Annotated in this window: 23 protein-coding genes; 9 read left to right on the plus strand and 14 right to left on the minus strand. The window is 59.2% G+C overall.

Annotated features, from left to right (window positions below; genetic code table 11):
* Positions 1-26: 26 nt before the first annotated feature.
* The 3 genes from rimK to rimA are packed head-to-tail and all read right to left on the minus strand — an operon-like array spanning position 27 to position 2,204.
* On the minus strand, positions 27-932 hold the full coding sequence (gene rimK / locus PF1751_RS01190) for a 30S ribosomal protein S6--L-glutamate ligase (RefSeq protein ID WP_010214091.1): 906 nt from the start codon (positions 930-932) through the stop codon (positions 27-29).
* Positions 929-1,411: a retropepsin-like aspartic endopeptidase RimB gene (gene rimB / locus PF1751_RS01195; protein WP_016979043.1), complete on the minus strand. Its 483-nt coding sequence runs from the start codon at positions 1,409-1,411 to the stop codon at positions 929-931. The genes rimK and rimB overlap by 4 nt, the downstream gene beginning before the upstream one ends.
* Before the next feature lie 13 nt (positions 1,412-1,424).
* On the minus strand, positions 1,425-2,204 hold the full coding sequence (rimA, locus tag PF1751_RS01200; protein ID WP_010214089.1) for a S6 modification regulatory phosphodiesterase RimA: 780 nt from the start codon (positions 2,202-2,204) through the stop codon (positions 1,425-1,427).
* 115 nt (positions 2,205-2,319) lie between these two features.
* On the opposite strand from rimA, the gene PF1751_RS01205 reads away from it, so the two are divergent.
* Positions 2,320-2,727 (plus strand): RNA-binding S4 domain-containing protein, encoded by a 408-nt coding sequence (locus tag PF1751_RS01205; RefSeq protein ID WP_010214088.1) that lies wholly within the window; start codon positions 2,320-2,322, stop codon positions 2,725-2,727.
* A 39-nt stretch (positions 2,728-2,766) separates the two neighbouring features.
* On the opposite strand, the gene PF1751_RS01210 is transcribed toward PF1751_RS01205, so the two are convergent.
* Positions 2,767-3,567, minus strand: coding sequence for a phosphatase PAP2 family protein (locus tag PF1751_RS01210; protein WP_010214087.1), 801 nt, complete (start codon positions 3,565-3,567; stop codon positions 2,767-2,769).
* A gap of 104 nt (positions 3,568-3,671) precedes the next feature.
* Between PF1751_RS01210 and hslO the strand changes: the two genes are divergently transcribed.
* On the plus strand, positions 3,672-4,574 hold the full coding sequence (gene hslO / locus PF1751_RS01215; protein WP_010214086.1) for an Hsp33 family molecular chaperone HslO: 903 nt from the start codon (positions 3,672-3,674) through the stop codon (positions 4,572-4,574).
* Between the two features lie 179 nt (positions 4,575-4,753).
* Positions 4,754-6,295, plus strand: coding sequence for a phosphoenolpyruvate carboxykinase (locus tag PF1751_RS01220; RefSeq protein WP_021492352.1), 1,542 nt, complete (start codon positions 4,754-4,756; stop codon positions 6,293-6,295).
* 56 nt (positions 6,296-6,351) lie between these two features.
* On the opposite strand, the gene PF1751_RS01225 is transcribed toward PF1751_RS01220, so the two are convergent.
* The 5 genes from PF1751_RS01225 to PF1751_RS28130 form a co-directional block, all read right to left on the minus strand.
* Positions 6,352-7,215 (minus strand): DMT family transporter, encoded by an 864-nt coding sequence (locus PF1751_RS01225; RefSeq protein ID WP_010214083.1) that lies wholly within the window; start codon positions 7,213-7,215, stop codon positions 6,352-6,354.
* A 16-nt stretch (positions 7,216-7,231) separates the two neighbouring features.
* Positions 7,232-7,588 carry a DUF1493 family protein gene (locus PF1751_RS01230; RefSeq protein WP_021492351.1) on the minus strand — a complete coding sequence of 119 codons (357 nt, stop codon included), beginning with the start codon at positions 7,586-7,588 and terminating at the stop codon, positions 7,232-7,234.
* A 610-nt stretch (positions 7,589-8,198) separates the two neighbouring features.
* Positions 8,199-8,444 (minus strand): hypothetical protein, encoded by a 246-nt coding sequence (locus tag PF1751_RS01235; protein WP_021492349.1) that lies wholly within the window; start codon positions 8,442-8,444, stop codon positions 8,199-8,201.
* Positions 8,417-9,016, minus strand: a complete 600-nt coding sequence (locus PF1751_RS01240; RefSeq protein ID WP_021492348.1) for a putative adenosine monophosphate-protein transferase Fic — start codon at positions 9,014-9,016, stop codon at positions 8,417-8,419. The genes PF1751_RS01235 and PF1751_RS01240 overlap by 28 nt, the downstream gene beginning before the upstream one ends.
* Positions 9,016-9,186 carry a YhfG family protein gene (locus PF1751_RS28130; RefSeq protein ID WP_010214072.1) on the minus strand — a complete coding sequence of 57 codons (171 nt, stop codon included), beginning with the start codon at positions 9,184-9,186 and terminating at the stop codon, positions 9,016-9,018. Before PF1751_RS28130 ends, PF1751_RS01240 begins: the two co-directional genes overlap by 1 nt.
* 175 nt (positions 9,187-9,361) lie before the next feature.
* On the opposite strand from PF1751_RS28130, the gene PF1751_RS01245 reads away from it, so the two are divergent.
* From PF1751_RS01245 to PF1751_RS01255, 3 genes are all read left to right on the plus strand, one after another.
* Positions 9,362-10,537 carry a tetratricopeptide repeat protein gene (locus PF1751_RS01245; protein WP_044286469.1) on the plus strand — a complete coding sequence of 392 codons (1,176 nt, stop codon included), beginning with the start codon at positions 9,362-9,364 and terminating at the stop codon, positions 10,535-10,537.
* Positions 10,538-10,821: 284 nt separating this feature from the next.
* On the plus strand, positions 10,822-12,759 hold the full coding sequence (locus PF1751_RS01250; protein ID WP_021492347.1) for a RecQ family ATP-dependent DNA helicase: 1,938 nt from the start codon (positions 10,822-10,824) through the stop codon (positions 12,757-12,759).
* A 22-nt stretch (positions 12,760-12,781) separates the two neighbouring features.
* The gene (locus PF1751_RS01255) at positions 12,782-13,213 is read left to right on the plus strand and encodes an acyl-CoA thioesterase (protein ID WP_010214067.1); all 432 of its coding nucleotides are present in this window, start codon (positions 12,782-12,784) and stop codon (positions 13,211-13,213) included.
* Between the two features lie 25 nt (positions 13,214-13,238).
* Here PF1751_RS01255 and PF1751_RS01260 read toward each other — a convergent pair whose 3' ends face one another.
* From PF1751_RS01260 to PF1751_RS01275, 4 genes are all read right to left on the minus strand, one after another.
* Complete coding sequence (locus PF1751_RS01260; protein ID WP_010214066.1) at positions 13,239-13,718, minus strand: glycine zipper domain-containing protein; 480 nt, start codon at positions 13,716-13,718, stop codon at positions 13,239-13,241.
* A 203-nt stretch (positions 13,719-13,921) separates the two neighbouring features.
* Complete coding sequence (locus tag PF1751_RS01265) at positions 13,922-16,270, minus strand: FdhF/YdeP family oxidoreductase (protein WP_021492346.1); 2,349 nt, start codon at positions 16,268-16,270, stop codon at positions 13,922-13,924.
* Positions 16,267-17,106 carry a formate dehydrogenase accessory sulfurtransferase FdhD gene (gene fdhD / locus PF1751_RS01270; RefSeq protein WP_044286470.1) on the minus strand — a complete coding sequence of 280 codons (840 nt, stop codon included), beginning with the start codon at positions 17,104-17,106 and terminating at the stop codon, positions 16,267-16,269. The genes PF1751_RS01265 and fdhD overlap by 4 nt, the downstream gene beginning before the upstream one ends.
* A gap of 97 nt (positions 17,107-17,203) precedes the next feature.
* Positions 17,204-18,091 (minus strand): LysR family transcriptional regulator, encoded by an 888-nt coding sequence (locus PF1751_RS01275; RefSeq protein WP_038452531.1) that lies wholly within the window; start codon positions 18,089-18,091, stop codon positions 17,204-17,206.
* A 132-nt stretch (positions 18,092-18,223) separates the two neighbouring features.
* Here PF1751_RS01275 and lysM point away from each other — a divergent pair, with 132 nt between their 5' ends.
* The gene (gene lysM, locus PF1751_RS01280; protein WP_010214059.1) at positions 18,224-18,664 is read left to right on the plus strand and encodes a peptidoglycan-binding protein LysM; all 441 of its coding nucleotides are present in this window, start codon (positions 18,224-18,226) and stop codon (positions 18,662-18,664) included.
* A gap of 141 nt (positions 18,665-18,805) precedes the next feature.
* Here the strand turns inward: lysM and yrfG are convergent, their stop codons facing one another.
* Positions 18,806-19,468, minus strand: coding sequence for a GMP/IMP nucleotidase (yrfG, locus tag PF1751_RS01285; protein ID WP_010214058.1), 663 nt, complete (start codon positions 19,466-19,468; stop codon positions 18,806-18,808).
* A gap of 87 nt (positions 19,469-19,555) precedes the next feature.
* Between yrfG and nudE the strand changes: the two genes are divergently transcribed.
* Entirely contained in the window at positions 19,556-20,122 is a 567-nt protein-coding gene (nudE, locus tag PF1751_RS01290; protein ID WP_010214054.1) for an ADP compounds hydrolase NudE, read from the plus strand.
* Positions 20,119-20,955, plus strand: a complete 837-nt coding sequence (gene cysQ / locus PF1751_RS01295) for a 3'(2'),5'-bisphosphate nucleotidase CysQ (RefSeq protein ID WP_010214052.1) — start codon at positions 20,119-20,121, stop codon at positions 20,953-20,955. The genes nudE and cysQ overlap by 4 nt, the downstream gene beginning before the upstream one ends.
* Positions 20,956-20,975 lie beyond the last annotated feature (20 nt).

Raw genomic sequence — 20,975 nt, forward strand, 5'->3', positions numbered from 1 at the left:
TGCGTTGTTTCAAACGCCGTTTCTTATCAGCCCTTGCCCTTGGTCCTGGTCATATTCGGCCCGCCATTCTTCTCCAGATGCTGAATGATGATCCCTGCCACGTCCTTGCCGGTGGTGGTTTCAATGCCTTCCAAGCCCGGTGACGAATTCACCTCCATCACCAATGGCCCGTGATTGGAGCGCAGGATATCCACGCCCGCCACGCTCAACCCCATCACCTTGGCTGCCCGCAGCGCGGTCATGCGTTCTTCCGGGGTGATCTTGATCAGGCTGGCGCTGCCGCCACGGTGCAGGTTGGAGCGGAACTCCCCCGGCTTGGCCTGGCGTTTCATCGCCGCAATCACCTTGTCGCCCACCACGAAGCAGCGGATATCCGCGCCGCCGGCTTCCTTGATGTACTCCTGAACCATGATGTTCTGCTTGAGACCCATGAACGCCTCGATCACGGATTCGGCCGCCGTCGCGGTTTCACAGAGCACCACGCCGATACCCTGGGTGCCTTCCAGCACCTTGATCACCAGGGGGGCTCCGTTGACCATGTCGATCAGGTCGGGGATGTCATCGGGGGAGTGGGCAAAGCCAGTCACCGGCAGGCCGATACCTCGGCGCGACAACAACTGTAGCGAACGCAACTTGTCCCGTGAACGGGCTATGGCGACCGATTCATTAAGGGGAAACACCCCCATCATTTCAAACTGACGCAAGACCGCGCAGCCATAAAACGTTACTGAGGCACCAATGCGCGGGATCACGGCATCAAACCCCTCCAGCGGCTTGCCCCGGTAGTGGATCTGCGGCTTGTGGCTGGCAATGTTCATATAGGCACGCAACGTGTCGATCACCACCATTTCGTGGCCACGTTCGGTGCCGGCCTCAACCAGGCGGCGGGTGGAATACAGACGCGGGTTTCGCGACAGCACAGCAATCTTCATGCAGCACCTGGGACAGAAAGAGTAGAGACCGGGAACACCGGCTTGTCTTGAACGTACTTGATGCCGGGGTTGACCACCAGTTGGCCGTCAATCAAGGCTTTGGAGCCCAGCAACAGCCGGTAACGCATGGCTTTGCGGCAGGCCAGGGTGAACTCCACCCGCCACACCCTGTCACCCAGCGCCAGCGTGGTGCTGATGACATAACGCACCTGGGCATGGCCGTTGGAGCTTTTGATGGTTTTCATCGTCACCAAGGGTGCTTCGCAGCGGCGGTGACGCAGTTGCACAACGCTGCCCAGGTGCGCGGTAAAACGCACCCACTTCTCACCGTCGCGCTCAAACGGCTCGATATCGGTAGCGTGCAGGCTTGAGGTGCTGGCGCCGGTGTCGATCTTCGCGCGCAGGCCTGCCACTCCCAAGTCGGGAAGTGCCACCCACTCACGCAGACCCACAACGGTCAAATGGTCAAATGTCTTCAATATGGGTAACCGGTTAATTCGCCCAGGCTTGAGGAGAAACCTCGGCCAACGCTTTGAATGCGGGCCTGGCGAACCAGTAGCCCTGCATCAGAAATATTCCGCAATCGAACAGGAAGTCGCGCTCGCCGGCACTTTCGATGCCTTCGGCGATGACAGTAACCCCCAACTGCTCACAGATTGTGACAATCCCCTGGACGATCACCTGGCGGACACGGTCCTGGTCGACATCGCGGATCAGCGCCATGTCGAGTTTGATCAAGTCAGGTTGGAAATCGGCCAGCAGATTCAGCCCCGAATAACCCGCGCCGAAATCGTCGATGGCGGTCATGAAGCCGAATTCGCGGTATTCACGCAGAATATTCGTCAAATGGCGATAGTTATCTATGTGCTCGTGTTCCAGAGTCTCGAAAATCAAGCGATCCAGCGGAAAGTTATGTGCCTGCGCCGCTTCCAGGGTGCTGCGAATACAGAGCTCAGGCCGATATACGGCATTGGGCATGAAGTTGATGGATAAGCGGGTTTGCATCCCCAATGCAGCAGCCCCGGCAATGGCCTGTGTACGGCAACGCTGGTCGAAGCGGTAACGGTTGTGTTCATTGACCTGTTCAAGTACCGACAACGCGCCTTCACCTTGCGTACCCCGCACCAAGGCTTCGTGGGCGAAAATAGAATGATCCCGAAGGTCTACGATAGGCTGGTAAGCGAAAGCGAAATCAAAGCCCAAGGGCTCGCTTTGCTGGCAGCCCACGCACCGCTGGTCGGGCGAGGTGAGTGAAATGGGAAAGTCGGTCACGGCGTATCCTCGCGAAAACAGGGTGTACCTGGCGTATCTTAGGTGAGCCTTGGGGTTTATGCGTCGAAGGGTTTCAACGGTAAAGTTGCGACATTTTTCAGAGCGAGGAATTCAAGTGGCTCAAAAGCAGGAAGAGGAAGAAAAGGTCCGATTGGACAAGTGGTTATGGGCGGCACGGTTCTATAAAACCCGCGCCCTGGCCAAAGCTGCTATCGAGAGTGGCAAGGTGCACCATCGCGGCGAGCGCTGCAAGCCAGGCAAGGAACCGCGCATCGGCGATGAATTCCAGATTCGTGTCGGGTTTGATGAAAAGACAGTCGTGGTTCAGGCGCTTTCCATCGTGCGCCGTGGCGCGCCTGAAGCGCAGGCGTTGTACACCGAGACCGAAGCCAGCATTGCCAAGCGTGAAAATGCGGCGGCAATGCGCAAGGCGGGCGCCACAGGCATGACCACGGATGGCAAGCCGAGCAAGAAGCAGCGTCGTGATCTGTTCAAGTTTCGCGGCAGTGGCAATGATGACTGACTGCGACAGTGAGGGAGCAAGCTCCCTCACCCTTGGCCATCATGCTGGGCGAACCACACTCAATCGACCAATCAGCGGCAGGTGTTGAAGCAGCCCAAACACCGGCGCCGTCACCCGCAACAACCCACTCGATACCTTCGCCGCAAACGGCGTGTAGTACCCCCACCCCAACGCCAACAGCGCCAGCAATACACCGCCAATGTAGTCATCCTGGCCCCAATGCGCGCCCGCCACCAGGCGCGGCATCATGAACAACAGTGCCAGGCCCCAGATCACCAGCACCTGGCCGATGCGCTTGGCGAACACCGTCATGAACATCCCCCAGATCAACAGCACCGAAGCGTGATCGCCTGGAAAACTCTGGCTCGAACGGTCCTTCAACTCCCAGGTTTTCTCCAGCCCCGGGAAGAAGTCGCTCATCTGGATCGCTCCGCTGATCACCATTGACGGGCTACTGTGTTGCCAGCCCATATGCGCAGCGAATTTGGAAAACAGCATGCGGATAAACAGCAAGAGCAGCAGAATGCCAATAAAACCTAGCAGTGCCTGGCGCACCTGCACGGCCTTGAATACCCAGTCGCCGCGAATCAACAGCGACAGCAGAATCACTCCAACCACCGCGTCGAACGGTCGCAAACTGGCGACAGCCCATACGTGCAGCCAGGTCGAGTTGCTTGCCAGCGGGTCATTGAGCAGATGAAACAGCCACTCGTCGAAAAGCACACACAGCATCTGCCCCGTGGGCCACAGCCAAAAACACAGCAGTCCGATAGCGAGTAGATTGCAAAAGGCCCATCGCCCGAGGTTCCACTTGGCTTGGAACAAACCCGGATTATTCATAAACTGTCCCCCACGGCTCTAGAAAATCGCACCAAAATGGTGCTAAAGCGTTTGATTCTATAAACCTTGTAATCAATTTGTCATCAATTCAGATACCCAGACCTATGACTGATCTACCGGATACCGACTTCACCCAACGCTTCATCTTCGACGAGAACGACGCCCGCGGCGAACTGGTCTCGCTGGAGCGCAGCTACGCCGAAGTCCTCGCCAAGCACCCCTATCCGGAGCCGGTCGCGCAATTGCTCGGTGAGCTGATGGCGGCGGCGGCGCTGCTGGTGGGCACCATGAAATTCGATGGGTTGCTGATCCTGCAGGCGCGTTCCGAGGGTCCGGTGCCGATGCTGATGATCGAATGCTCAAGCGAGCGTGAAATCCGTGGTTTGGCCCGTTACGAAGCCGACCAGATTGCCCCGGACGCCACCTTGTCTGACCTGATGGCCAACGGCGTGTTGGCCATCACCGTCGATCCGACCGAGGGCCAGCGCTATCAAGGCATCGTCGACCTGGACGGCGAAACCCTGTCGGATTGCTTCACCAACTATTTCGTAATGTCCCAGCAAGTCGGCACCAAGTTCTGGCTTAACGCTGACGGCAAGCGTGCCCGTGGCCTGTTGCTGCAGCAGTTGCCGGCTGACCGCATCAAGGACGACGATGATCGTGCTGAAAGCTGGCGCCACATCATCGCCCTGGCCGACACCCTGAAAGCTGAAGAACTGCTGGGCCTGGACAACGAAACCATTCTCCATCGCCTGTACCACGAAGAGGCCGTGCGGCTGTTCGACGAACAGGGCCTGCGTTTCCATTGCAGCTGCTCGCGCGAGCGCTCGGCCAACGCCTTGGTCAGCCTGGGCCTGGAAGATGCGCAGGATTTGGTAGTGGAGCACGGCGGGCATATCGAGATTGACTGCCAGTTCTGCAACCAGCGCTACCTGTTCGATGCCGCCGACGTCGCCCAATTGTTCGCCGGTGCAGGCATCGACACCCCTTCCGACACCCGCCACTAAAACGTTTAAGCACAGGTAAATCACCTGACAAACGCCGGATTAGCGCAGTTCTGACGGGAGGGCCCTACTCTTTTTGGGCTTTTCTGGCATAATCCGGCCCACTTTTTTCGCGGTAGTAGTGCGCAACTTTCTACTACAAAACGTTTGGAGCACTCGGCCATAGGCCGACGGGGAACCTCATGACGCAAGCCAACAACGCCGTATACACCGATCTGAGTGTTGACGATCTGGTTAAAGAAGCCCTGCAGCGTGGTGAAGGCGTGCTCGCCGATACTGGCGCGCTGGTCGTCGAAACCGGTCACCGTACTGGCCGTTCGCCGGTCGACCGTTTCATCGTTGAAGAGCCTACTACCCAGGACGCTATCGCCTGGGGCCCGATCAACCGCAAGTTCCCGGCCGACAAGTTCGATGCCCTGTGGGCTCGCGTCGAGGCGTTCAACAACGCGCAAGAGCACTTCGTTTCCCACGTTCACGTAGGGGCTTCCGAAGACCACTACCTGGCTGTGAAAATGACCACCCAGACTGCCTGGCAGAACCTGTTCGGTCGTTGCCTGTTCATCAACCCGGCCCAGTACAACCCGGCCGGTCGTGAAGAGTGGCAAGTGCTTAACGTGGCCAACTTCGAGTGCGTGCCTGAGCGTGACGGCACCAACTCCGACGGTTGCGTGATCCTCAACTTCGCCCAGAAGAAAGTGCTGATCGCCGGCATGCGTTACGCCGGTGAAATGAAAAAAGCCATGTTCTCGGTGCAGAACTTCCTGCTGCCGGCTTCCGACGTGCTGCCGATGCACTGCGCTGCCAACATTGGCGAAGCAGGCGACGTGACCCTGTTCTTCGGTCTGTCGGGCACCGGTAAAACCACCCTGTCCGCCGACGAAAGCCGTTACCTGATCGGTGACGACGAACACGGCTGGGGCGAAGGCGTGGTGTTCAACATCGAAGGCGGTTGCTATGCCAAGTGCATCGACCTGTCCGAGAAGAACGAGCCCGTCATCTGGAAAGCCATCAAGCACGGCGCCGTGCTGGAAAACGTGGTGATCGACGGTGCCAAGCACGCCGACTACACCAACGTCAGCCTGACCCAGAACAGCCGTGCCGCCTACCCGCTGGAGCACGTTGCCAAGCGTTCCGAGAAGAACCTGGGCGGCGAGCCAAACGCAGTGATCTTCCTGACCTGCGACCTGACCGGCGTATTGCCACCTGTGTCCATCCTCAGCGAAGAACAAGCGGCCTACCATTTCCTCTCCGGCTACACCGCACTGGTGGGTTCGACCGAAATGGGTTCCGGCGGTGGTATCAAGTCAACCTTCTCCACCTGCTTTGGCGCACCGTTCTTCCCGCGCCCGGCTGGCGAATACGCTGAGCTGCTGATCAAGCGCATCCGTGGCTTCGGCTCCAAGGTCTACCTGGTCAACACCGGCTGGACCGGCGGCGGCTACGGCGTCGGCAAGCGCTTCAACATCCCGACTACTCGCGGCGTCATCGCAGCGATCCAGAGCGGTGCGTTGATCGGTGCAGAAACCGAACACCTCGACACCATCAACCTCGACGTGCCACTGGCTGTGCCAGGCGTTGAGACCGGCCTGTTGAACCCACGTAATACCTGGGCTGACAAGGCTGCGTATGACGAAGCGGCGAAGGCGCTGGCGGGTCTGTTCATCGAAAACTTCAAGAAGTTTGAAGTGAGCGATGCGATCAAGGCTGCGGGTCCTAAGTTGTAAGATTCGAGCGTTGTGAAAAAGCCGCCTCTTGAGGCGGCTTTTTTGTGCGCGAACACTTAGTCGACGATGTGCAAAACCACCGCGCCGACCAGCACCAGCACAACGCCCAACACTTGCACCGCCGACAACCGCTCCTTGAAAAACACAAACCCCAGAATCGCCGCGATCCCGCCCGACAATGTACTGATCACCGTCACCACCGACACCGAACCTGCCATCGCTCCCCACGAAAACGCCGAGAACCCACCCAGGTTCATCAAGCTTGCCCCGGTCAGCGTCGCGCAGTTTTTCAGCGGTGGGATTTTCAGGCCGTCTGTGATCTTCAGCACCATCATCACCAGCACGCACAGCCCCACCAGGTAGCCGAGCCAGAGCATGGTGATCGGCCCAAGCGCTGGCAGGGTGTAGCGGCCTTGCAGCCAGAAGCTGGTGCCATACAGCAAAGCGGCGAGCATGGCGTAGGCGATGGACAGGCGTGGGTTGTTGTGGGGAACACCATTGTCCTTGTGCAGGCTGGAGAGGATCACGCCGATCACGCACAAGGCGATGCAACCCAGTTGCGTCAGGCTGATGTGCTCACCGCTGGCCCAGGACAGCAAGGTGGTCACCACGCCGTAGGACGTCACGAGCGGCGCGACAATGGCTGCTTTGCCGAGGGCGAAGGCCTTGGACAGCGCCAGGGCGCCGGAGACAGTGAGCAGGGCGGCGGCGATGCCCAGGAGCCAGACGCTCAGCGCAGCTTCCAGGGATTTGAACAGGAGGCTTGGGAGAATGACCAGTAACAGGGTCATGATCAGGAAGCCCAGGGCTTGGCCGAAATACACCGCGCGTTTAACGCCCACGGCTCGGGCATTGAGACCCACGAGAAAATCGGTGCCGCCCCAGAGCAGGGCGGCCAGCAGGCCCATCGTGACGTCCATGTAAGGTCCTTGTGTTTCAGCTCAGGTTTTCCAGCGTCTGCGTGTCCCATTTGTGGGTCTTGATGGCCAGGTAGAGCATGCCGATGGTCAGCGGCACTTTTTCGCCGCGCCCCTTGGCGCGACGCTTGAGAAACACGTCGAACCCCGGCGGGTTGAAGTAACGATAAGTGTCGAAGTCGCCCAGGTCGAGCGCAAATTCCTGCTCCAGTGCATCCATCAGTTGCTTGGCCTCACTGCCGTCGCAGCCGAGGTCGAAGTTGATTGAGGTTTGCAGGCGGATCGTCTTGTGTTTCGGCAGGCCGATTTCTTCGTGCAGCAGCTGCAGGAGTTGTTGCATGACGGAGTCTTCGGGAAAGTTGGGGGCGAGGTTCATGGTGGGTGCGCGCAGGAGTGGATGAAGGGGCTGGTTGCGTTGGCGGCGGTATTTGTTTCGAGTGATGAAGAGCGCCAAGCCTATCAGGAATACAAAGACAGGCAGGAGGGGCATTCTGAGGATCACCGCTACATAGGGTAGTAGGAACGTCAAAATAAGGCCTGTTGTAAGACATGTGACTGCGAAGTGCTTTCTGAGTATTGGGTCTGTGATTTGGTGGTGCAGCACCAAATAGATAATGAGAAAGGAAGCGGATTGAAGGTAAAGGGCCATGTCACTAAGACTCGTCCGAGTAGACATGCATTGAGAGTGTTGACCGCCGAGGCCCTATGCCTCCTCTCACACTGGCATCCAGATCGATGATGATGTCTCCAGCGTGATATCTACGAAGCTTGCCGGGCCGATGTGTTGAGTCCTTTCGATGTTCACAGGTTTCTGCCGAGAAAGTTGAAACCGCGCTATTTTCATTCAGCTACGGGTAACTTCTGTAGAGGGGCAAGCGGGCGTTTGGAGCAGTTTGGGAAGGGGATGTCGCTTTTTTTGGAGGTTTCCTACAGGCGTTTCCGGCGTTTGTGGCTTGGCAGTGATTTAACAGGCAAGCGGGTCAGTTTTAGGCGCGAGCTTGCTCGCGAAAAACGTCAATGACGTCGCGTTTCTTTTGGCTTACCGCGTCATCGTTGGTGATGTGGGAGATGTCTTTGAGGTCCGAGTGTTCGAAGGTCAGGCAGGAGAAGGTTTCCAGTAAGTCAGTGGCAGCGCGGATGCGTTGGTGGGCGGCGGACTGTGCGCTCGGGCAATAAACAGATGGTTTAATCGTTCGTGGTTCGATCAGGCGCTGGCAGGCCTGCTGATACACCGCTCAAAAATCGCCTCCAACCCCCGATAATCACACCCCACCGCGTCAATATTCGCCGGTATCCACGCGGCGTGTTTCACCAGCCACCAATTCACCGAAAACCCTGCATTCACGATGATCTGCTCGAACAAGATCCGCTGCGCCCGGCCGTTGCCTTCGCGGAAGGGGTGGATGACGTTGAGGTCGCCGTAGGCTTCGGCAATGCGCGTTACCAGCTCAGCCTGACTCACACCGACATACCAGTGCGACTCTTGCATGCGCCGGATGACCTTCGCCGCTTCCGGTGGGATGCGTTCCGGGGTGCAGAACAGCGTGTCGCCCTTCTGGATGTTGACGCTGCGCAGTTCGCCGGCCCAGTCGTAGAGGTCGCCGAACAGGGTGCGGTGGATATGTTGCAGACGGTCGAGGTCGTAGGGTGGCGGGAAGAGAGGGAGGTTGCCTACGGCAATTTCGGATAATTCCCGCTCGGCTTGATGCAAGCGGGCTTCGTCGAGCAAATCGAGGCGGTTGCGCAGGACGCTGCTACCGGAATAGCAGTACGGATCCTGGCCCACCCCGTATTTGTCGAGCATCAGCGTGGGCTGTTGCGGTACTTGGCAAGAACGGCTTCGCGGGTCGGCAAGGGTTTGTCGACGTCGGCCGGTTGGGTGTCGAACCCTTCCAGGCGCAGGCTGGCCAGGTAATTGGAACGGCGGATCTTGTGATAGTGATCCTGTTTTTGCTCAAACGTCGGTTCGCTCATGGCAGCGTACTCCTGGTTAGCAAGGCTTGATTGTAGCGCAATGCTTCAGTGGGCAGGCGGGATAAAAACCACGTCACATTCTGTACAAAAAGTCTGCCAGTCGCCTGATTTCAGCGTATGTTTCACCGCAAAATCTTGTAGGGCGATTCCGCCCACTACTTAAAGGGAGTTAAGCATGGGTTTGCTGCGTGTCGCCTCGGCGATGTCATTGTGTGCGGTGGCGTTTTCGGTCCAGGCCGAGCAATTGCCGATTGAAGTACTCAGTGCGGTGGTCAAGGACCAGAAAATTGCCGACGCCGAAGTGTTGCTGCAACGTAACGGCGCGCAGAACGTGGTGGGCCGCACCAACGGCCAGGGTCAGGTCACGCTGAACAGCGAAGCCGCTGACGACGCCTCAAGCCTGCTGATCATCAAGAAGCCCGGCTATTCCAACCTCGTGGTGAAATGCCCGTGCAAAGGCATGACCTACGCTATCAGCCCGGTGATGGAGAACCTCGACGGCCTGCGTGTGGTGCTGACGTGGGGCAAGACGCCGAGTGACCTCGACTCCCACATGATTTTCCCCGGCAATAACATCTATTTCGAGAACCAGAAGGGTACCGACGCCGATTTGGATGTGGATGACACCGACAGCTACGGCCCGGAAACCATCACCCTGCAGAAAAAACATTACGGCGAAAGCTACGTTTATGCCGTGCACGACTACAGCAATGGCGGCAACCCAGGCTCGCGCCAGTTGTCCGACAGCGAAGCCAAGGTGTTCGTGTACATGGGGCAATCGCTGGTGCGTACCTACTATGTGCCTAAAAACCGCAGCGGCAACCTGTGGACGGTGTTCCGCATGACCGGCAGCGGCGACTTCCAGGACATCAACACCTTCAGTGGCGTGACAGTGAATGCCGCGAATGTTCTGAACGAAGTCAAACCGCTGCTGGATGACAGCGTGGCGGTCACCGCGGTCACCGTCAGCTCTTCCGTACAAACCGATGCGAAGCGCCTGAACCTGCAGGGTGAAGCGGCCTACCAGGCGGGCAAGTTGGACGAGGCGATCGACCTGTTCCGCCAGGCCATCGAACTGGACAATGGCTTTGGCAAAGCCTACGGCAACCTCGGCCTGGCGTATCAGAAAGCCGGCAACACTGCCGAGTCGATCTGGGCTAACCGCAAGGCTATCGCCCTTGCCACCGGCGCCAATGCTGCCACCGTGCGTGCAGGTGCTTATTACAACATTGCGCGGATCTACGAAGCGGCGGGGCAGTTCCCGGATGCGTTGCGTCACTACCAGTTGGCCAAGGAACAGAAGGCCAACCCGGTGTATGACACGGCGATTGAGCGGGTGCAGAATCGCTGATTCAGCTGTAGTGCAGTTCTGAAATGTGGGAGGGGGGGTGCTCACGATAGCGTTGGATCAGTCAGATATGTGTGTCTGATCCATCGCAATCGGGGGTAAGCCCCCTCCCACATTTGGTTTGTGGTGTTCCTACAGCCACAGTCGAACTTGTCGAATTTGGCCCAAGGCCATTGCTGCACCCTGTGTATCATCCTGTCTCTTTTTTCCTTGCGACCTTTCTCGATTCGCTGAGATTCCCAGGCTATGTTTTTGAGCCTACTCAGCGGTCAATGGAGTGACAGCTTATGCACGACACCCTCCAGCAGGTCTTCGGTTTTTCACAGTTTCGTCTGGGCCAGGAAGAAACGGTCAGCGCCGTACTGGCCGGCCGTTCGGCTGCGGCCATTTTTCCTACGGGGTCAGGCAAGTCCCTGTGCTATCAGCTGTCGGCGGTGTTGCTGCCGCACCTGACGCTGGTGGTGTCGCCGCTGCTGGCGCTGATGCAGGACCAACTGGGTTTCTTGCAGCGCCACGGTATCTCGGCGGGCAGTATCGATTCGGCGCAAAGCCGCGAGGACGCCAATGATGTGATGGCCCGCGCGCGTTCGGGCGAGTTGAAGATCCTGATGATTTCCGTGGAGCGTTTGAAGAACGAGCGATTTCGTAACTTCCTGCAAAGCGTGCAGATCTCGCTGTTGGTGGTGGACGAGGCGCACTGTATTTCCGAGTGGGGCCACAACTTCCGTCCGGATTATTTGAAACTGCCGGACTACCAGCGTCAGTTCAATATCCCACAAGCGCTGTTGTTGACGGCTACAGCGACGCCCAAGGTGATTGCCGACATGCAGGCTAAGTTCGCCATTGCTCCGGGCGATGTGGTTACCACGGGCTTCTACCGGCCCAATCTCAACCTGTTGGTGGAGCCGGTCAGTGGTGCGGACAAGCGTCGTCGGCTGGTGCAGTGGATGAGCGAGCGTGCCGGCCAGCCGAGCATCGTCTACGTCACGTTGCAGAAAACCGCCGAGCAGATTGCCGAGCACCTGAACCGCAACGGCATCCAGGCCGAGGCCTATCACGCGGGTTTGCCTCACGATAAACGCGAGGGTATCCAGCAGCGCTTCATGAGTGGGCGCTCCCATTGCATCGTCGCCACCATCGCGTTCGGCATGGGCATCGACAAGAGTGACATCCGCAATGTGTTGCACTTCGACCTGCCCAAATCCATCGAGAACTACAGCCAGGAAATCGGCCGCGCGGGGCGTGATGGGCAACCTTCCGATTGCCTGGTGCTGGCCAACCGCGACAGCCTCAACGTGCTGGAAAACTTTGTGTATGGCGATACGCCGGAGCAGGAGGGCATTCGGCGGGTGCTGGAAGAGTTGCAGGCTGCTCGGGCCGATGGGCAGTGGGAGTTTTTGCTCCGATCCCTGTCGGACCACAGCAACATCCGCGAGCTGCCGTTGAAGACGCTGTTGGTGCAATTGGAACTCAAGGGCGTCATTGCGCCGCGCTACGCTTTTTATGCCGAGTACCGCTTCAAGTACTTGGTTGAACCTGAGGCTTTGCTCGCGCGCTTCTCCGGTGAGCGGCAGCAGTTTGTCGCGGCGATCATCGACGTGTGCAAGCGGGCGAAAACCTGGGCGACGGTGGATTTCGACGCGCTTTATCAACAGCACAATGCCGAGCGCGGTCGAGTGGTGAAGGCGCTGGATTACTTCCAGGAGCAAGGCCTGATCGAGCTTGAGAGCAAGCAGATGACTGAGGTTTACAGTCTGCTTGATGCCGATTTTGACGCTGATGTATTGAGCAAACAGTTATACACAGGCTTCAAGCAGCATGAGGTGGGCGAAGTCGCGCGGATTCACGCCATGTTGGATCTGTTCGCCACAGAACGCTGCCTGGGCCAACGCCTGGCACAGTATTTTGGCGATGAAAACGCGCCCCAACGTTGTGGGCATTGCTCGGTGTGCCACGGCCATGTTGCGCACCTTGCGCCACCGCCCGGTTTGCCAGCGCTTGTGGATAAAGACTTCATGGGGCTGTGCGGTGATTTTATCCACAGGCATCATGAGCACACCGGCCATTTGCCTGGGGCGGAACGCCTGACGCGTTTCCTCGGCGGCATCAGTGTGCCGTTGTTTACCAAGTTGAAGGCGCGAGGCATTCCGGGCTTTGCTGCGCTGGAAGATTATCCGTATGCCGAGGTGCGCGAGTGGGCCCAGGCCCATTTGAATGACCTGTAATTCACTTTAGCGAGATGAACCGATGCCCGACTCAGTGCCTCAACGCGCCGATTACCTGCACTTCCAGCCGATCATTACGCGCTGGCACGACAACGATGTGTATGGTCATGTGAACAACGTGACCTACTACAGTTTCTTCGACACGGCGGTGAATACCTACCTGATCGAGCAAGGTGGTCTGGATATTCATGACGGTGAGGTGGTGGGATTCGTGGTGAGTTCGGCGTGTGATTATTTCGCGTCGATCGCCTTTCCCGAACGCATTGAAATCGGCTTGCGGGTGGGCAAACTGGGTAATAGTTCAGTGCAGTACGAATTGGCAGTGTTCAAGGCTGGCGAAGACGAGGCCTGTGCGGCGGGGCGCTTCGTGCATGTGTTTGTGGATCGGGGTTCGAACCAGCCGGTGACGATTCCGGGGATGTTGCGCGAGGCGTTGCAGCGGTTAGTGGTGTAGGCGCGAACGCCTACACCCTCAGCCCTTACCGGTGACGGTAGTGATGCTTGTTCTTGCGATGACCATAGGCATGGCCGCGGCCCGGATGGTCATCACGGTCGTAACGACGACCATCACGGCCACGCGAACGACGATCATCGTCATCGCTCTTGTTGCCCATGTAGTTACCCAGCGCGCCACCTGCACCACCGCCGGCCGCTGAACCGATCAGTGCACCGGTGCTGCCGCCGACACTGCGGCCTACCACGTTGCCGCCCGCCGCGCCCAGAGCGCCGCCAATGGCTGCTTCACCACGGCTGCGTTTGTCCGCACCCACCGCGCTGCCGCCTGCGCCGCCCAGGGCGGCGCCGATGGTCGAGCCGGTGTTGCCGCCGATCTGCTGGCCGACAACCGAGCCTAGAACCCCGCCCAATGCGCCGCCCACACCGGCTTCGGTGGTGCCACCGGCCATGGCTGCGCCACTGACCAGGCCAAGGGACAACAAGAGAATCGAGGAGAACTTCATTAGGGGAGACCTCAAGAGGATGACGGCGCGATCCTGAGGCTGTATCGAGAAGGTGACAATAGAAATCCGACCAGTAACACGAGTTGTACACAATTCTCTAAGTTACTGTTTTGGCTAGGGAACTTAAGTCGATTTAGTGAGTCTTTAACTACTTCGGAAAGGCCGCTTTTTATGCAAAAGCGGCCTTTTTTGTGCCCGGAGATTTATGCAGAGCGCGCCATGATCAGCCCATTGTCGCTCGCCGCTTCCAAGCGGATCGCCACGAACTTCGACGTCGGCGTATGGCTGCCATCCCCCGTGCTTTCCAGCGGCACCAGCGGGTTCACTTCCGGGTAGTAGGCTGCAGCCTGCCCAGCCGGAATATCAAACGCCAGCAAGGTAAAGCCCTTCACGCGGCGCTCGCGACCGTCTTCCCACAGCGACACGATGTCGGCCTTCTGCCCCGGCTTGAAACCTAGGCGGATGATGTCGGCTTCGTTGACGAACAGCACGTCACGCTGACCCTTGACCCCACGGTAGCGGTCGTCCAGGCCATAGATGGTGGTGTTGTACTGATCGTGGGAGCGCATCGATTGCATGATCAGGTCCGGCACCTTGCCCGTCGCGTGGGTGCGTTCGTGGATCAAGTCCTTGGGCAGGATGTTCGGGCGGAAGCTGGCGCGACCCGATGGCGTGTTCCAGCGGCGTGCACCGGCGGAGTTGCCCAGGTAGAAGCCGCCCGGATGCTTGATCTTCTCGTTGAAATCCTTGAAGCCGGGGATGGTGTCGGCGATCAGGTCGCGGATGCGGCTGTAGTCGGCCACCAGCCAGTTCCAATCCACTGGCTTAGTGCCCAGGGTGGCGGCAGCGATACCGGCCAGGATAGCCGGCTCGGATTTCATCAGCTTCGACAGCGGCTGCAACTGGCCGTTGGAACCGTGGACCATGCTGAACGAGTCTTCCACCGTCACCGCTTGCGGGCCTTCGGCCTGGATGTCGATGTCGGTACGGCCCAGGCACGGCAGGATCAGCGCGTCTTTGCCGTGCATCAGGTGGCTGCGGTTGAGTTTGGTGCTGATCTGCACCGTCAGGTCGCAATTGCGCAGTGCTTCGAAGGTGCGCGGGCTGTCCGGCGTGGCTTGGGCGAAGTTGCCGCCCAGGCCGATAAATACTTTAGCGCGGCCTTCGAGCATGGCGTGAATCGCTTCGACCACGTTGTGGCCGTTGACACGTGGCACCTGGAACTGGAAGCGGCGCTCCAGGGCGTCAAGAAACGCTACGGGCGGACGTTCGTTGATGCCCATGGTGCGGTCGCCCTGTACGTTGCTGTGGCCACGCACTGGGCACAAGCCGGCGCCTGGGCGGCCGATGTTGCCGCGCAGCAGCATCAGGTTGGCGATTTCCTGGATGGTCGGCACCGAGTGGCGGTGCTGGGTGATGCCCATCGCCCAGCACATGATCACGTTCTTGCCTTTGGCGTACATGCGCGCCGCTTGCTCGATCTCGACCAGGGTCAAACCGGACTGCTCGACGATTTCTTCCCAAGAGGTGTCGTCGATCTTGCCCAGGTAATCCAGCACGTTGGTGGTGTGTTCGTTGAGGAAGTCGTGATCGAACACGGCCTCTTTGCCTTCGGCCTGGGCCTGGCGTTCCCACAGCAGCAGGAACTTGGCCATGCCGCGCAGGATCGCCATGTCGCCACCCAGCGCCGGGCGGAAGTAGGCGGTGTTGGTCGGTTTGTCGCCGTTGGTGAGCATTTCCAGCGGGTGTTGCGGGTGCTGGAAGCGCTCCAGGCCGCGCTCTTTCAGCGGGTTGATGCACACCACCTGGGCGCCACGCTTGACCGCTTCACGCAACGGTTCGAGCATGCGCGGGTGGTTGGTGCCGGGGTTCTGGCCCCAGACGAAAATCGCATCGGCGTGTTCGAAGTCATCAAAGGTCACGGTGCCTTTGCCGACGCCCACGCTTTGCGCCAGGGCAACGCCGCTGGCTTCGTGGCACATGTTCGAGCAGTCCGGGAAGTTGTTGGTGCCGTAGGCGCGCACGAACAGCTGGTACAAGTACGCTGCTTCGTTGCTGGCACGGCCCGATGTGTAGAACTCGGCCATGTCCGGGCTGGGCAGGGCGTTGAGATGTTTGCCGACCAGGTCGAAGGCTGCCTCCCAACTGATGGGCTTGTAGCGGTCGGTTTCGGCGTCGTAGCGCATCGGCTCGGTCAGGCGGCCCTGATATTCCAGCCAGTAGTCGCTCTGCTCCAGCAAGGCGGTGACGCTGTGCTTGGCGAAGAATGCACCATCCACGCGGCGTTTGGTGGCTTCCCAGTTGACCGCCTTGGCGCCGTTTTCGCAGAACTTGACCATGCCGCTTTCCGGCGAGTCACCCCAGGCGCAGCCCGGGCAGTCAAAGCCGCCGTTCTGGTTGGTCTTGAGCATCATGCGCAGGTTTTTCAGCGCGTTGTCGCTGGTCAGCCAGGCCTGCGCCACGCTGATCAGTGCGCCCCAGCCGCCGGCCGGGCCCTTGTAGGGCTTGTAGCGCGGGGTCGGGGTTTGGTCGGCTTGGTGGTGCTGGCTCATGGCTGGTTCTCCATCGCAGGGCTGTAGACCCGCGGCGCACTTTTCTGCGGCAGGTGGATGAGATTGAGGTTATGCCGGCGGGCCCATTGCAGGGCCAGGCCGGTGGGCGACGACAGGCTGACCAGCGTCTGGATGCCAGCGCGCAGGACTTTCTGGATCAACTCCAGGCTGCAACGACTTGTCACAATCGCCAGGCCGCCTTCGGTCGGAATTTTTTGGCGGATCAACGCGCCGATCAACTTGTCCAGCGCGTTGTGTCGGCCGATATCTTCGCGGCCCATCAGCAATTCGCCCTGGCCGTTCATGAACAGCGCCGCATGCACAGCGCCGCTGTATTGGCCCAGGGGTTGAAAGGCACTGATGCGTTGGCGCAGGCCATCGAACCACTCGGCGGGCGGCAAGGGCGCACCGGGCAATACCTGAAGGTCTGGCAGGGCCTGCTCAACGGCTTCCACGCCGCACAAGCCACAGCCACTGGTGCCGGCTAACTGGCGGCGCTGCTGCTTGAGGTTCCAGAAGGCGCGGCTGGAGATTTGCACCTGAGCATATTGGGCAGAGCCCGAGCCGCTGAGTTTCAGGTCATAAATGTCGCTAACGTCGGCGATAATGCCGCTACCGATGCTGAAGCCAACAATGAAGTCTTCCAGGTCCGTCGGCGTCACCAACATCACCGCTTGGCTGATGTCGTTGTAGGCGATCGCCAACGCCACTTCTTCCGCCAAGGCTGTGCTGGCAGATTCAGTGTGTTCGAGATTGCAATACTGGTAGCTGTGGCTGGCGACGGGCGCTGGCGTTTCGAGAGCGGGCGCCGCGCAGACAGGACGCTTGGCGTTCATGGGGCAGTACCACCGGCGGATTGATCAGTGGTTAGACTAGGCGCGACAAAGCGTCGCGTCTAATTGCCAGTATTGATCTACCGATAGATGACGTCGATCAAGATTGGATTTGCGATTTCTGATACAGCGCGAAACACGCCTCGGCCAGTGCTGAACGCGGGGCGCTGCGACGCATGATCAGCCCCAGGCGCGCGAGGGTATGGGCGTCTTCGATCGGTTGCAGGCGCAAGTGCTCGGTGAGTGCATCCAGGCCCCCATCCAGCGGCATTACCGCGCAACACAGTCCGCCGTGTACCGCTTGTAGCAACTGATGGACGGCATCGGTCTGTAACAACGGTTGCGGGATGAGCCCACGGCTGTGGAAGTTGTGATCGATGGACTGGCGAAAGTGCATGCCACTGGTGAGCATGCCCAGCGGCAGCTTGATCAACGCTTCCCAGCTCAACGGCGTGTCGCCGAAAGAGAAGAAGCGCTGGTCGTAGAGCAGGCCCATGCGGGTTTCGCCCAAGGCCAGTGAGTCGAAGCGTTCGTTATCCAGCCGTTCCAGGTAAGACACGCCCAGGTCCAGCCGGTTACTCGCCAGTTGTTCAAGGATCTGCTCCGAGCTGAGCGCCGAGAGCTCAAAGCGCAGGCTTGGGTGTTCTTTATGCAACTGCTGCATTAATGCCAAGGGATCGAAACTCGACAGCGGCACCACGCCCAGGCGCAACGTCCCCACCAGGTTGCCGCGACAAGCCGCGGCTTCGGCCTGCAGGCCGTCATACGCCGCCAGCACTGTGCGTGCCCACGCCAGCACCCGCTCACCGGGTGCGGTAAAGCCTTCGAAGCGCTGGCCGCGATTGACCAGTGGCAGATCAAGCTCCTCCTCAAGGTTACGCAAGCGCATCGACAGGGTCGGTTGGGTAATGTGGCAACGCGCCGCCGCTTGGCCGAAGTGACGGGTATCGTCGAGGGCGATGAGGAATTTCAGCTGTTTGATGTCCATCTTCGCTCCAGGTCTTATTCCAATGGCGGGGGGATTCTAGCGCGTTTGGATCTTTGGCCGGGTCGGAACCCAAATCCACAGGACTGGTCTAGTCTTGGGCATCTGGAAATCAAAAACCAAGGAGAGCGCACTATGAGTATTTTCAGCTTTATCAAGGAAGCCGGCGAAAAGATTGTCGACCTGTTGACGCCGGGTAATGCGAACGCCAGTGAGCAGTTGAAAGATCACGTGTCCAAGGTGGGTCTGGGTAATCCGAACGTGCAGACCACAGTGGATGGCGACAAGGTGACCGTGACCGGTGAAGTCGCCACTCAGGAGGAGAAAGAGAAGATTTTGCTGGCGCTGGGCAATATTGCCGGTGTGGCCAGTGTGGATGATCAGATCACTGTAACGGGGCCGGCTGTCGAGGCTGCGACTTTTGTCGTCGTGAAAAAGGGTGACACGCTGAGCGCTATTTCTCTCTCGGTGTACGGTAACGCTAATCTGTATAACAAGATTTTTGAGGCGAACAAGCCGCTTTTGTCCCATCCGGACAAGATCTATCCAGGCCAGACGCTGCGTATTCCCAAGTAATACGAAGGCGTCAATGTGGGCGCGGGTTTGTGTGGGAGCCGGGCTTGCCCGCGATAGCATCGCCTCGGTTTGAGCTAAACACCGCGGTGCCTGCATCGCGGGCAAGCCCGGCTCCCACAGAGATCTTCTCCCACTTGGCGTTCAGAGTCCGGCGATGAGTTCTCTGTAATCCCCGACTGCCGCGAATTCTGCGGTGTCTTTAGGCCCCTTCTTGCTATCCGGTTCTTTCACCGCCAGCAAATGCCCCACGCCAAATGCCTGGGCACTGCGCAGGATGGGCAGGGTATCGTCGATAAACAGGGTGCGGGCCGGGTCGAAGCGGAGGTCGGCTTGCAGGGCGTCCCAGAACTGCGGGTGTTCCTTGGCGAAACCGTAATCGTGGGAGCTGATCAACCGTTCGAAATGCGGCGCCAGTTCAATGCGTTCCAACTTCAATGACAGCGAATCACGATGAGCGTTGGTGATCAGAATCACACGCTTGCCGGCCTGTTTGATTGCCGCCAGGAAGGTGTCGGCATCCGGGCGCAGGGCGATGAGGTGGGCGGTTTCCAGTTTGAGTTCGCGCACCGGGATCTTCAGTTCTGCGCTCCAGAAATCCAGGCAATACCATTGCAACTGTCCGGCGTTACGCTCGAACAGCGGCTGCAGCTCCATCTCGGCCATCGCCCGGCTTACCCCGTGCAGTTCGGCGTATCGCTGGGGCAGGTGTTCCATCCAGAAGTGGTTGTCGTAATGCAGGTCGAGCAGGGTGCCGTCCATGTCCAGCAGGACAGTGTCGATGGCGTGCCAGGGCAAAGAGGGCATGGGGCGTTCTCATGTAAGTAAAGATATCCGACACAGACAATCGGAAAAGCCACGGTATAGTAACCCGATCACGCCAAGGAGCCGCTTATGCGCCAGAAACCCACCGTCCTCGCCCGCGAAATAGTCGCCAGTAGCCGTTTGTTCCGCGTGGAGGAAGTGCAACTGCGCTTTTCCAATGGCGTCGAGCGGACCTACGAGCGCCTGGTGGGTCGCGGTGCCGGTTACGGCGCAGTGATGATCGTAGCAATGATCGACGCAGACCATGCGTTGCTGGTGGAAGAGTACTGCGGCGGCACCGACGAATACGAATTGTCCTTGCCCAAGGGCTTGATCGAACCCGGCGAAGACGTATTGGCGGCGGCAGACCGGGAACTCAAGGAAGAGGCTGGTTACGGCGCACGTCAGTTGGAACACCTCACCGAACTGTCGCTGTCGCCTGGCTACATGAGCCAGAAAATCCAGGTGGTATTGGCCACCGATCTTTATGAAGAGCGCCTGGAAGGCGATGAACCTGAGCCGATGCGTGTGGACCGGGTCAATCTGCGCGAGCTGTCGATGCTCGCGCAGAACGAGCAATTCAGCGAAGGCCGTGCCCTGGCCGCGCTGTACCTGGTACGAGACCTGTTGACCCAGCGTGGAGCGTTTACCGCATGAGCGAGCTTTTTTTAGGCCACCCGTTTATTGCCCCTGTGATTGAACTGGCTCGTCAGGCTGGTGAAGTGATATTGCCGTTCTGGCGTGCCGACGTGGCCGTCACCTCCAAAGCCGATGATTCGCCGGTGACGGCAGCGGATTTGGCCGCCCATCACTTGATCCTGGCGGGCCTGACCGCACTGGACCCCAGCATTCCGGTGCTGTCCGAGGAAGACGCCGACATTGACCAGAACGTGCGCGCCGGCTGGCAGCGCTGGTGGCTGGTGGACCCGTTGGACGGTACCAAGGAGTTTATCTCCGGCAGCGAAGAATTTACCGTGAACATCGCGTTGATCGAACAAGGGCGCGTGGTGTTTGGCGTGGTGTCGATGCCCACCAATGGGCGTTGCTACTTCGGGGGTGCGGGCCTGGGCGCCTGGCGCTCCGATGTGAATGAAGCACCCAAGCAGATTCAAGTGCGCGAGGCGCCAGCAGCGGGCGAGTCGTTTACCGTGGTCGCGAGTCGCCGGCATACCAGCCCGGAGCAGGAGCGTCTGTTGGATGGCTTGAGTGAAGGCCTGGGCGCGTTGAAGTTGGCGAATATCGGCAGCTCGCTGAAGTTCTGCCTGTTGGCCGAGGGCAGTGCGGATTGCTATCCGCGCCTGGCGCCGACCTCGCAGTGGGACACGGCGGCGGCCCAGGGTGTGCTGGAAGGCGCAGGAGGGGAAGTGCTGGAATTGAGCGGTGAGCCGTTCAGCTACCCGGCGCGGGCATCGTTGTTGAACCCGTTCTTTTTAGCGTTGCCGGCCAAAGCCGCATGGCGCGAGCGATTGCTGACCCTCGCCCGTTCCTGACGCCTTGTGTAGGAGCGAGC

Source organism: Pseudomonas simiae (assembly GCF_000934565.1).
Lineage (GTDB): Bacteria > Pseudomonadota > Gammaproteobacteria > Pseudomonadales > Pseudomonadaceae > Aquipseudomonas > Aquipseudomonas simiae.